We start from the raw sequence: 12,510 nt of genomic DNA, 5'->3' as shown, positions 1-12,510 counted from the left end.
CTCTAATAAAAGTGTGTACTGGGTATGCTATTGATAATATGCCGCACTATTTTCTCTAAAGCGGCGAGACGTAGCGAATGTGTGTAGCCATTTGTTAAAGGATATTCCCCGCGCACTTTGCTCGTTATAGAACGGGCTGGGTGACGATACAGGGAAGGCATGATCTTCACAAAAATCGTTTAGCACCATGTGACATGTGCCTTCACCAAGGTAAAATTGATAGTTCCATGTAAATGCTGATAGTGCATGTACTGACGCTATAGCTTGAAGCTGCCAGCCGAGTATGTAGCTCAAATCAGATTCTGTTACTCCCCATGTTGTCGGGTTTAGATTACCTTTAAAGACTTGATCAGAGATTTTGGAAAACTGAATTTGAACAATGTCGGTGCCTGTCGAATATTGTGCAAAACGGTTCCAAGGGTACTGGTAAGCCAATCGCAGCATTACCTGCTTATTAAGCGAGTGATGATTAAAATTGCCAATGAGTGATTGGAGATTGCGTGGTAGTGTATGTTCTATACCCCAAGGTCCTTGGTAGTTTAGTACCGTTTGCGCAAAGCCGCGAGATATAACGCCAAGCGACGCATCAGTAAAGAGCGCAACTTTTGTGCGACCAAACAGCAACTGAAAGTAAGGGAAGTTGAACGTCGCACCGTAGCCACCCGCACTGCTTCCGCTGAGTAACACTTTATTTGGTGACAAATCATCGTTCTTCAGTTTTTCTTTTATCCATTGCATAACCACTAGCGCGTTATCGTGACCGCGATGTTTTAAAGTAATTTCGGCACCAGGTAGGCCTGTAACCAAACCAAGCTCGTCAACATACTGTGTGTCTTTTGAACCTAAGTGTAAGTCGCCAGTACAGTAAGGAATAAAGACTTTTGACCAAGTCTTAAAAGGGTTTTCTTCGAGATCTTCTACTATTCCACCTGCAATAACTGGCGTATTTTCGACTACGGCTGATGGGTTGTATGCCGCACGAGTCATAGGGTTGTCGTCGAACTCAAGCTGCATTGACGCCAGGCAAGTGGCACTATCCCAGCAGGCACCTCCACCATTAAAGTATATAAGAAGGTTGTCACTTTCTCCTTGTTCGAAATAAAAAGAGAATGGATTGGGTGTTAATCCCTCTGGTCCCGGCAGAGCGGGGAGAGAGCATGATGGGTAAACAACTTTTTCACCGCCGCCGGGTACTGATACCACTACTTCGCTCTGTGGCGTGATCTGCTCCCATTGAGCGAAGGTGTTGTTGGCACAGAAACTTAGTGCGATTACAGCACAATAACAAAGACGTTTGACATAAGCGTACATAAACAATTCCTTTTGACTTAAATTAACGAGATTCGGATAGTAAGTTTGATTAGGCTGCTATGAGAAAATTAAACTTCCTGAAACTTTCTCTATCGATCTTACTAGCAAGCGCTACACAGGCGTGATCGTGACCTGCACAAAACAGTCGATTATTTGACCTGTGCACTAGGTTATAACATTTAGCGACACTGTCTAGCTTTGTTATGGTGTTTTAAAGCATTGGATAAACATATTTTTACGACTAATCGCTTTAACTAAAATACTTCTGGGGTAAAATATAGATAAATCGATTGCAAGGAGTCTTACATGGCCGTTCACGAAATTACTCATCCGCTTATTGCGCACAAATTAGGGCTTATGCGATACGCTAAAATTAGCAGCAAAGATTTTCGCGAGCTTGCTTCTGAAGTGGGAAACCTTCTGACTTATGAAGCAACGCGAACACTCCCTACCGAACGCGCTATGATAAAAAGCTGGTCGGGCGACGAAGTAGAAGTAAGACAGATCAAAGGTAAGAAAATCACTGTTGTTCCAATTCTGCGTGCTGGTTTAGGCATGCTTGAAGGCGTGCTTGAGCTTATCCCAAATGCAAAGATTAGCGTAGTGGGACTATACCGTGACGAAGATACGCTCCAGCCGGTTGCCTATTTTGATAAGGTGGTAAAAAATATTGATGAACGTACCGCGCTGATTGTTGACCCAATGTTGGCGACCGGCGGTACATTAATCGCGACGATCGATCTTTTAAAAAAGAAAGGGTGTCGAAGAATAATGGGGTTATTCCTCGTTGCGGCGCCAGAAGGCATTAAAGCCGTTGTTGAGGCTCACCCAGATGTTGATATTTTTACCGCGGCTATCGATGATAGGCTGAACGAGAAAGGTTACATACTACCAGGCTTGGGTGATGCCGGGGATAAAATTTTTGGAACGCGATAGAGACGAAAATCTCTAAAAAATTAAGCTATTGAATCATTGGTTACACAACTCATCAAAATTGCAACAAATTTTATGCGTTAAACGTTTAAGTTAATGATATAGTCAAAGGGTAGACAAAGCGTACGCTTGCTACCCTTTTTTGTTTGTGAATGTGGGTAGTTAGTTTCGTGAAAAGAGCTAAAAGTAATGAAAAAAACAAAACTTACCCTAAAGGACGTTGCTGAACAGTTGGGCGTTTCGACGGCGACCATTTCAAATGCATTCAACCGCCCAGACCAATTGTCAAAAGCAAAACGCGAAGAGATTTTAGCGCAGTGCAAGAAAATTGGTTACAGTGGTCCCAATAAAGCAGCACAAATTCTTAGAAAGGGCACATCAAATATCGTGGCTTTGGTGCTAGCTGACAGTATTTCATATATGGTGAGTGATCCTGTTGCCAGTACCTTTATCAAAGGTGTTTCTTCAGCGCTGCAAGAAAATGGCAAACATCTGTTACTGTACGCTGGTGACTCTGACAGCATTCTTGATGTTGTAGACTTTGTCGATGGTTTCATTTGCTACGGGCAACCCCGCAATACTAACTTGGTAGCAGAGTTGGCAGTATCGCCCAAACCCGTGGTTACTGTTGACTTTGATATTGAAGATAAGCCGTCGATAAATATTGATAACGAAGAGGCTGCGTATCGCGTTGCTAGTCATGCACTGACTACGGGGGATTCTGTTGCGATTTTAGGGTTGCGTCTAATCGACTCACCGGCAACATGTCGCATCTATGATAGCCCGCTTATTGATGTTGAAACCTCTATTGCCCACCGTCGCTTAGATGGCTACATGAGAGCAGCTGAAGATAAAGGCATTGCAGTGAGTAATGACGCTATTTGGCATCTTCCTGAAAGTGATAGACACTTCGCCCGCCAAGCTGCGAAAGAAGTACTTACTATCTCCCCAAGGCCCAATGTTGTGCTGTGTATGAGCGACATTATCGCGCTAGAGCTTTTGCATATGGCACTGGAAAAGGGCATTAAGGTTCCTAGCGAACTGAGGATTACTGGCTTTGACGGTATTGAGGAAGCTGAGCGTGCACGACCTCGCCTCACGACAGTATGCCAATCGAGCTCTCAAAAAGGCGTAGAAGCGGCAAGATCTCTTCTGGAGCAAGTTACTTCTAAAAGCACGTTGCCCTTCGAAGTGCGTTTAGGCGAAACCGTGTAAAACTCACATTCATGTGGCTAAGCCGTAGAATAGTATTCTACGTCTTTGATAGCCAAGGGTGAGTTCAAAATGTCCGTACTCGTTATTGTGTCACCTTGATGAATAACCACTATACTTGAGGTAACCCCCGCGATGTCGAACATTTTAAGTTTTGCTGAGAGGGTAATTATCTAGGGCTGGTATAATTTCTACTCGCCCTTTTCTCTGCTTACACGTGTGTTGTTCACATTAACGTTGCTCATCCCAAACGAGCGCTTTAAAGTGTTTTCGACACATGGACTCGTATCGGTCGTTTCCGCCAATTTGTACCTGGTCTCCGTTTTTAACAGCATTACCATTTTCATCCAGCCTAACGACAAAATTCGCTTTTCTGCCACAGTGACACACCGTTTTTAATTCGAAAAGTTTGTCTGCCCACGCTAACAAATAGTGGCTGCCTTCAAAAGTTTCGCCTAAAAAGTCAGTCCGTAGGCCATAAGCAAGTACTGGAACATCTAACTCATCAACCACTTCCACAAGCTGTCTAGCTTGTTTTTTCGTAAGAAATTGCGCCTCATCGATAAATACACAATCTGGCTTTCGCTCTTCACAGTCCTTGCGAATTGATAAAAATAAGTCGTCTTCTTTGTTGTAAAGTTTTGCGTCTGCCTGAAGGCCAATTCTAGAGGTGACTTTACCTACTCCATATCGGTCATCGAGTGCCGCTGTGTAAATGATAGAATGCATACCTCGCTCGCGATAGTTGTATGCTGACTGGAGAAGAGACGTCGATTTTCCTGCGTTCATCGCGGAATAGTAGAAATAAAGTTGAGCCATGGTTTTTAGTAATTTTCGTTGTACCAAGAAATAAAGTTATTAGCGTTCATAGGTTTTGCAAAATGAAAACCTTGCAGGTAATCGGCCCCAAGCATTGCTACGTGTGTTTCATGCTCAGCGGTTTCAATGCCTTCTGCAATGGTTTTACAGCCAAATTCTTTTGCCATTAAGATTGTCGCTCTTATTATGGTATCACTCTCTTCAGTCCTATTCTGTATAAAAGAACGGTCTATTTTGATAAAGTCGAAAGGCATTGATTGAAGCCTGCTCAGCGAAGAGTACCCAGTCCCGAAGTCATCTATCGATATTTTCACCTTTCGTTCAACCAGTTCGTTTACTCGCTTGCTTATCAGTTTTCTGTCTATCGTAAAGGCACTTTCAGTAATCTCCAGATGCAATTGCTCGGGGGCTACTTGCGTTGTTTTAAGCGCACGATCTAATACATTGGAGAAGTTGTCATCTGAAAGCTGCGTCACCGATACGTTCACGGACATTGATATTTCGTGATTAAATTGCCACTGAGAGAGGTCAATAAGTGCTCTATTTAATACCCACTCACCAATTTCTGGCATTAGTCCGCTTCTTTCTGCAAGGGGAATAAAAACAGTAGGGGAGACATATTCATCGTCGCATTTCCACCTTAACAGCGCTTCAACACCAGACAAAGACTGATTACTCGCATTGATAATCGGTTGATAGAAAACAGTAAATTCGCCGTTTACTATCGCTGTGCGAAGCCGTTCGCAGAGTTTTTGCTCTTGCCTGATTTCAGACAGTAAAGCTTCATTAAACACGCTCACCGAACCACGCTGTTTGCGCTTTTGGTCATACATAGTTAAGTCAGCGTGCTGAATTAAGTCATGCGCGGTTTCGCCATGAGAAGGATACATTGCAATACCAATAGTGGCATCAAGTGTAACCTGGTTGTCATCGGCAATGATTGGAATGGTGACACCACTTCGCATCGCAAGCGCTACGGCTTTGGCGGCATCAATATTCGCATAGGGAACAACAGCAACAAACTCGTCACCTCCCCATCGTCCTAAATGGTTATCTCCTGTGTAATTACGAAGTCTTTTAGCGATTTCAACGAGTACGATATCACCTATTTTGTGGCCTAAGCTGTCGTTAACCTGTTTAAAACCATCTAAATCGATAAAGAGCACCGCAAGGGAGTTTTCATGCACCCGCGATGTGTCTAAGAGGTCGTTTAGATATTTCAAGAACCCATTCCTGTTGGGTAAGTCTGTGAGCGGATCTCTATTTGAAAGCCGGTATAATTCTGCCGTCCTTCGCTCAACTTTCGCTTCCAAATTTAAGTTAGATTCATCGAGCTTTTGGTTTGAGACGGTAAGCAACTTGTTCACTTTTTCCGTTTCATTTCGCTCAATTTTCATTTGTTCAATTAGCTTATTATTCTTTGCTTTTAGATGTACGGTGCTGATAAAAAATCTATGGTAGCGAAATGCACTAGTGAAAATACCAAACCAAAATATCAGACCAAGTATGCCCAGCACAAAAAACTCGCCGTTTTCATCAAATATAGCGCACAAAGACATGGGAATAAGAAGCGCGGACGAGTAAAAACCAACAAGGTTTTTGCTTGGCGCTAGAACCGTTCCAGCTCCTCCTGACATGGCAGAGAGCACTACCATAGTGGCTGCAAGCTCAATCGTTGTCATGGTTGAATAAAAAAGGATAGAGTAAGCACCCCAAATAATTGCTGTGATATATAGCCCAATTGAAAACCTTATTAATGCAGGCCGTGGATAATATGCCGTTCCTGAAAGATTAATACGCCAGTATATTGCATCAATAAGGCGTACAATTGACACGCTCATCATTAATATCCAAATCTGAAATTTCTGTGCGAATACTAAAGGATCGCTTTCGAAAAAAAACAATAAGCCTGAGAAGGCAAACATTGTCATGAGAAACCCGATAAAACTGTTGCCAATGAGCATATCGGTAGTATCTCGCTCAACCTCTAATTGCGGCTTTAACTCTTGATCTGCTTTCAACAAAAACACCTTTTTTATAACTGGATGGGTGCTTAGCACGCTTGGCAAAACTTATACTTTCATGTTGCTTTGGGCACTTTCAACTATTTGCGCTATATATTAGGTTAGCACAGAGTAAATAACATACTATCGGTATGCTTATTTTGAAAAATAATAACGCCAATTTGATATTTTTTGCAGCTCAAATTCTGGGTTTCTTCTTAATCGATATTTGGCGTTTTAAAGTTTGTCACTTCTTTGTGTTTGTATATGTAACAGCCGATTTGTGCAAATATTAAAGCGATTTTGTAATACTTTCGAGTTAAATTTCTTCACAGGTTGTTTACAATGTTGATTTTTTGTTATAGATTCTTAATCGATTAAGTTTGGTTGTGCTGCCCCAGCCCTAGTAGTTAGGGTGTCGGCTACTTAGGATTTAACAACTCCAACACATTGCCGGAGAAAACATGAAAAAACATCACACACTCAACACACTGACACTCGCCGTTTGTACTGCACTTTCTGGCGCGGTTATCGCACAAGAAAGTGCCAGCCCAGAAGCTGAAGCGAAAACTAAAGAAAAATATGAACAGATAGTGGTAACCGCTGCACCAGGTGGCGCAACGATGCAAGAAGCGAGTGTTTCTGTAAGTGCATTTGACGAGGAAGATATCCTCAAGCTCGCACCACGCTCTACTGCTGAAGTGTTTCGCGCTTTACCAGGTATTCGTGCTGAATCTTCGGGCGGTGGTGGTAACGCTAATATCACTATTCGAGGTATCCCATTAGCGACAGGTGGTTCTAAATTCTTACAAATCCATGAAGATGGTTTGCCTGTTTTAGAATATGGTGATATCAACTTCGGTAACGCCGATAACTTTTTACGTTACGATTGGTCTGTTGCCAATGTGGAAGCAGTACGCGGTGGTTCAGCATCAACGTTTGCAAGTAATTCGCCGGGTGGTGTAATCAACATGATTAGCAACACAGGTGAAGTCGGTGGCGGTGCCATTGGCACTTCATTTGGTGTAGACTATGAAGAGTTTCGTTTAGATTTTCGCTACGGCGGCGAAATCACAGATGACCTTTACTACCATATCGCAGGCTTCGCGCGAGGCGGAGAAGGTCCTCGTGAAACAGGCTATAACGGAGACCAAGGCGGTCAAGTTAAGTTTAACATTACCAAAATGCTAGATAACGGCCACATTCGTTTCTACTACAAAAATCTAGACGATAAAGTCTCAACCTATCTTCCTTCGCCTGTACTGGTAAAAGGCGATGGCGAGTACGGTCCAGTGCCAGGCTATGACGCCAGCTCTCAAGCGTTAAACTCGGCGTACAACACAAATATTTCTACTTTTGATAGCTATGGTAACCCTGAGAATAGAGACGTTCGCGATGGCATCGAATCTAAAGTTAGCGCTTTTGGTGTAGAAGTTGACTTAGAAGTAGCCGAAAACCTGTTTTTACTTAACAAGTTCCGTATTTCTGATATTTCAGGTGGCTTTATCGCGCCATTTACCGATGGTTTCCCAGCGGGCCCAGGTGATGTTTCGAACTTTGCATCAGCACTTTGTGACGGCGCACTTGACGGCGATGGTAACCCTTTGAACTGCGACAGCACTACGGTGACTCTGGCGAACGGCCCAGGTGCAGGTGACGTTTACACCGGTCAAGCATTCACCAACCTACAGTTCGACACGCGTATCAACGATTTGGGTAACATGATCAATGATTTCAGCTTGCGTAAAGAGTTTGATAACGGTATCGATCTAACCGTGGGTTACTACTACTCAAACCAAGACATCGCGACAAGCTGGTCAAGCTGGCAGACCTTTATTCAAACCCTAGACGGTGACAATTCTCAGTTGCTTAATATTACCAATGGTGATGGCGTTGAACTCGTGTCTAACGGTTTATTATCTGCAAGCTTCCTTTCTTGGGAATGGGATCTGAACTACGTAACTAAAGCGCCATACATGAATATTGGCTTCGAACTGTCTGACAACATTCTTATCGATGCGTCGGTACGTCACGATACCACTGAGGCATCCGGTGAACTTATCAGCTCATGCTGTGGTGGTAACGCTGATTTTGACTTAAACGGTAATGGTGTAATAGAACAGATTGAAGATGCGTCTGCAACGAACAGCGGCTTTATCAGCGGTGGTGTCATTAACTTGAACCGAGCGGGTGCCGCTTCTCAAATTGTTGATTACAGCGCTAACAACACATCTTACTCTATCGGCGGTTCGTACTTACTAAGCGATAGTCAAACATTCTTTGCACGCTATTCGAAAGGTGGCCGCGCAATTGCAGACCGTCTACTTCAGATTGGCGGCACGTTAAACGCCGATGGCAGCTTAACCAGTACAACTTCGGGTTATGACACCACAAAGCAATTAGAGGTAGGTTACAAATACGGTACGAAAGACCTAATGGTTAACGCTACCCTGTTTGATACGGTTACTGAAGATACACAAGCAGAAGTAACTAGCGGCCTTACGTTTATGCGTGAATACGAAGCGACAGGTCTTGAGCTAGAAGGTCGCTGGAATGCAACGGATAATTTCGTCATGTCTGGTAACTTAACGTGGACAGACGCTGAAATAAGTAAAGACGTTAACAATCCAGCGCTTGAAGGTAATACTCCACGTCGCCAAGCAGATTGGATTTGGACTATCACCCCTGAATACGTTACTGACACATGGTCTGTTGGTGCATCACTGCAAGGCTCGACAGAGTACTATGTTCAGGACAATAATGATCTTAAACAAGAGGGCTATACCTTAGTAAACTTGTTTGCAACTTATTGGGTGAACGATCAATTTTCTGTATCGCTTAACGTGAATAACGCTACTGATGAATTTATCATCACAGAGTCAGAAGAAGGCACTGCGGACGTGGGTAGTTACGTAAGAGCACGTCCTCTAAACGGCCGTACCACGGTATTGTCGCTTAAGTACATGTTCGACTAACACGCATAAATACAGTGCGACTAAGTACTAGTTAAAACAGACTCAACGCCCGCATCTAATGCGGGCGTTTTTGTGTCTATTCATTTTCTATTTTATTGAGTAACTGAAGCTGTTTTCTAATGGCAGCAGATAGTTGCTCAATTAAATGGCTATGTTTCTTGTGTACCACGTGTACCAGCTCATGCTCTACCAGCGGAATGTACTTAATGCCCGCCTGCTCAAAAATAGCCCCTTCAGAATAATCGCTCGGTAAAATAGCGTAGTCAAATCGCCCGTTAAGTAATAAATTTATGACGTGGTGAAAGTCGTCAAATTCAAAAATGTTGGCATTTAACTCGTCAGGTTTAGCATGCATATTGAAGAAAAAGCGGGTAGTGACGGCTATTGCTTTATCCGGTTGTTGAATTATGCTTTTGTTGCACTTTGCTCCTCGTATACACAATAGAAATGATGCGCCACGAGAAAGGGCTGGGGGAACAATAACAATATTGTTGTCGGGCTGAGAGACTACGTCATAGCGAATAACGTCAGCGTCTGTCACCCCTTCATTCAAAAGCCGCAAACCTCTTTCACCGCCGACTTTTTCGAATGTGACCTTGATACCAATATCTTGATACGCTCGCGCAATAAGTGGTTTATAAAAGCTTTGTACGCGAGGATGAGTTAGCTCTCCAATAACAAAACTAGAATCATCATGCTGGGCTTTAACGTCCGAGTTGAGTAGTAGTGAAGACAAAAAGAGAACAAAATAGGTTGAAATAGTTTGAATGCTAATTAAGCGTTTTGTTTTCACTCTACAAGTCCTTGTTTAAGAAAACCATGGTTAGTTAAGAGTAGAGTAGGAATGTAACAATAGAAAGGCAGTTTACTAGCCAAATAAAAAGCCCTATCTCATGGATAGGGCTTTATTAAGAGTATATTAAGAATCGTACAGCAGTTACGACAGCTTATGCAGCGTTTTGGCCACCGTCGATTGCTTTAAGCGTCTGTGACGCCGGAACAAGTTCCATATCGAACGTGTATTCGTCTACACGAACTGCTAGCTTGCGCTTCTCGTTGTAGTCGTGAAGCTTGGCTGCTTCATCAGCCGTTACTACGCCTTTTTCTTGTAGCTTGTTTAGTGCGTGCTCAAAAGAGATGAACGGCACAACAGGCTCTTTGCGAAGTGCTTTTTGCACTTTACCAAGAAGGTGCGCTACTGCGTGCTTCGCTTTAAATGCTTGCTCGTTGATGTCGTTTCCGTCTCCTGGCGTAACGCGAACAAGGTGAGTAAGCTGCGCTTTCACGCTGTTATCTTGCATAGACGCAATAGAAAGCTCACGCACTAGGTCATCGCTGATACCTGCCACACTGTTTGTGTAGGTGTTGGTAAGAAGACGCATTAGACCACGTGTCGCCGTGTTCGGGAAATTGTTGATAAAGTTAACAATTGCCTGTTCAGCCTGTTGTAACGACCACTGCATTGCGTATTCAAAATACGGCAGCGCAAGTTTTCTGTCTTCAATGTGTTGCTCGTAGAAACGAATCGCTGCCATGGCACCGTACAGATAGCTCATTACGTCACCTAGACGTGCTGATAGAAGCTCAGCTTTCTTAAGGTCACCGCCTAGTACAGCTAGCGACAAATCAGCAAGTGGTGCTAGTTTTGCAGAGATGCTATTTACACGCTTCTCATACTTACGAACTTCCGGTAATGCAGACTCACTTTCACGTAGGAAAGGAAGGTAACCTTTACCTAAGCTGCGGAATGCATTTTTAACACTGAAGCCAACGGTCTTACGAAGTACCTTGTTGAACTCCGCATCCGCTGAACTTTCGTTGCTGTGAATGAGGTCAACCATATCTTTGAGGTAAGGGTGGCAACGCATTGCACCTTGCCCAAAGATCATAAGATTTCGAGTAAGGATGTTTGCGCCTTCAACTGTAATTGCAATTGGAAGTGCAGCATATCCACCTGCTAGCGTATTCTGAGGGCCGCGTTGAATCGCCTTACCCGCTTGAATATCCATTGCAGAGTTCATTACATCACGACCAAGCTCAGTCATGTGGTACTTGGCAATTGCCGTTACTACCGATGGCTTAACACCTAGTCCAAGGCCTTCAGTGGTTAAAACACGCATTGCTTCAAGTAAAAACGTCTTACCTGCGATGTCCGCCATTTTCTCTTGAATACCTTCGAAGCGGCCAATTGGAAGACCAAACTGCTCGCGTACGAATGAATATTCAACCGTGCCTTTGAATGCAGACTGTGCAGTAGCCACGCCCATTGCTGGAAGTGAAATACCACGACCTGCACCAAGACAGCTAACTAGCATCTGCCAGCCGCGTCCAATGTTCTTTTGACCACCAATGATGAAATCCATTGGAATGAACACGTCTTGACCACGAGTAGTACCGTTGTAGAAACGTACACCCATTGGATCGTGACGGTTACCTAGTTCTACACCCGGGTGAGACTTAGGAAGAAGAGCGCAAGTAATACCTAGCTCTAATTTGTCACCAAGAAGTTGATCTGGATCGAATACTTTAAATGCAAGACCTAGTACTGTCGCGATTGGTGCAAGTGTAATGTAGCGCTTGTCCCAGCTTACGCGTAGACCTAGTACCTCTTCACCATTGAATTCGCCTTTGGTTACGATAGCCGCGTCTGGAATAGCACCCGCGTCTGAACCTGCTTCTGGGCTGGTTAGCGCGAAGCACGGAATGTCGCGACCGTCTGCTAGACGAGGTAGCCAGTAGTCTTGCTGCTCGTTTGTACCATAGTGCATAAGAAGCTCGCCCGGACCTAACGAGTTAGGCACCATAACGGTTACTGCAATTGCACCGCTTTTCGCAGCAATTGTTGCAACAATGGTTGAGTTTGCATAAGGGCTGAACTCAAGACCGCCAAATTTCTTTGGAATGATCATAGAGAAGAAACGGTTCTTGCCAAGAAAGTCTAAAACTTCTTGAGGAATATGCTTACCGTTACCGAGCTCGAAATCATCGATCATGTTCAGTAATTCAGTTACCGGACCGTCCATGAATGCTTGTTCATCCGCGCTCAGTTTTGCCTGAGGGATATCACGTAGTGCCTGCATGTCAGGCTTACCCTGATAAATAGAAGATTCAATCCACACGTCACCCGCATCTAGGGCTTCTTGTTCTGTGACTGAAATTGGGGGTAATACTTTTTTTAAGCTAGTTCTGATACTCATAATAACTCATCCGCTCATCTGACCAGTTGTTTTAATTAATACTACACCTTATTTGGAAAA

The 12,510-nt window shown here is 43.7% G+C and carries 8 protein-coding genes; 3 read left to right on the top strand and 5 right to left on the bottom strand.

Translation table 11 applies throughout. The annotated features are described in order from the left end of the window. Positions 1–27: 27 nt before the first annotated feature. Positions 28–1,311, bottom strand: coding sequence for a pectin acetylesterase-family hydrolase (locus tag V7R42_RS18860; protein ID WP_334022145.1), 1,284 nt, complete (start codon positions 1,309–1,311; stop codon positions 28–30). 306 nt (positions 1,312–1,617) lie between these two features. Between V7R42_RS18860 and upp the strand changes: the two genes are divergently transcribed. Both upp and V7R42_RS18850 read left to right on the top strand, forming a co-directional pair. Next, positions 1,618–2,247, top strand: a complete 630-nt coding sequence (gene upp / locus V7R42_RS18855; protein WP_334022143.1) for a uracil phosphoribosyltransferase — start codon at positions 1,618–1,620, stop codon at positions 2,245–2,247. Positions 2,248–2,433: 186 nt separating this feature from the next. Continuing rightward, positions 2,434–3,459 (top strand): LacI family DNA-binding transcriptional regulator, encoded by a 1,026-nt coding sequence (locus V7R42_RS18850; RefSeq protein WP_334022141.1) that lies wholly within the window; start codon positions 2,434–2,436, stop codon positions 3,457–3,459. A 228-nt stretch (positions 3,460–3,687) separates the two neighbouring features. On the opposite strand, the gene V7R42_RS18845 is transcribed toward V7R42_RS18850, so the two are convergent. Together V7R42_RS18845 and V7R42_RS18840 are read right to left on the bottom strand one after the other, a co-directional pair. Further along, complete coding sequence (locus tag V7R42_RS18845) at positions 3,688–4,275, bottom strand: thymidine kinase (RefSeq protein WP_334022138.1); 588 nt, start codon at positions 4,273–4,275, stop codon at positions 3,688–3,690. A gap of 5 nt (positions 4,276–4,280) precedes the next feature. After that, the gene (locus tag V7R42_RS18840; protein WP_334022135.1) at positions 4,281–6,305 is read right to left on the bottom strand and encodes a putative bifunctional diguanylate cyclase/phosphodiesterase; all 2,025 of its coding nucleotides are present in this window, start codon (positions 6,303–6,305) and stop codon (positions 4,281–4,283) included. 437 nt (positions 6,306–6,742) lie between these two features. Here V7R42_RS18840 and V7R42_RS18835 point away from each other — a divergent pair, with 437 nt between their 5' ends. Further along, entirely contained in the window at positions 6,743–9,253 is a 2,511-nt protein-coding gene (locus V7R42_RS18835) for a TonB-dependent receptor (protein ID WP_334022133.1), read from the top strand. A gap of 76 nt (positions 9,254–9,329) precedes the next feature. Here V7R42_RS18835 and V7R42_RS18830 read toward each other — a convergent pair whose 3' ends face one another. Next, the gene (locus tag V7R42_RS18830; RefSeq protein WP_334022131.1) at positions 9,330–10,046 is read right to left on the bottom strand and encodes a hypothetical protein; all 717 of its coding nucleotides are present in this window, start codon (positions 10,044–10,046) and stop codon (positions 9,330–9,332) included. A gap of 154 nt (positions 10,047–10,200) precedes the next feature. Then, positions 10,201–12,450, bottom strand: coding sequence for an acyl-CoA dehydrogenase (locus tag V7R42_RS18825; RefSeq protein WP_334022128.1), 2,250 nt, complete (start codon positions 12,448–12,450; stop codon positions 10,201–10,203). Between the last annotated feature and the right edge of the window lie 60 nt (positions 12,451–12,510).

This window comes from Alteromonas sp. S015 (assembly GCF_036864485.1).
Lineage (GTDB): Bacteria > Pseudomonadota > Gammaproteobacteria > Enterobacterales > Alteromonadaceae > Alteromonas.
Note: the sequence above shows the minus strand (reverse complement) of the source record. Positions and strands in the feature narration are given on the sequence as shown.

What these genes read in the sequence shown, in the direction of transcription:
- V7R42_RS18860 (WP_334022145.1), bottom strand. Translation starts at nt 1,311, where the DNA reads ATGTACGCTTATGTCAAACGTCTTTGTTATTGTGCTGTAATCGCACTA.
- upp (WP_334022143.1), top strand. Translation starts at nt 1,618, where the DNA reads ATGGCCGTTCACGAAATTACTCATCCGCTTATTGCGCACAAATTAGGG.
- V7R42_RS18850 (WP_334022141.1), top strand. Translation starts at nt 2,434, where the DNA reads ATGAAAAAAACAAAACTTACCCTAAAGGACGTTGCTGAACAGTTGGGC.
- V7R42_RS18845 (WP_334022138.1), bottom strand. Translation starts at nt 4,275, where the DNA reads ATGGCTCAACTTTATTTCTACTATTCCGCGATGAACGCAGGAAAATCG.
- V7R42_RS18835 (WP_334022133.1), top strand. Translation starts at nt 6,743, where the DNA reads ATGAAAAAACATCACACACTCAACACACTGACACTCGCCGTTTGTACT.
- V7R42_RS18825 (WP_334022128.1), bottom strand. Translation starts at nt 12,450, where the DNA reads ATGAGTATCAGAACTAGCTTAAAAAAAGTATTACCCCCAATTTCAGTC.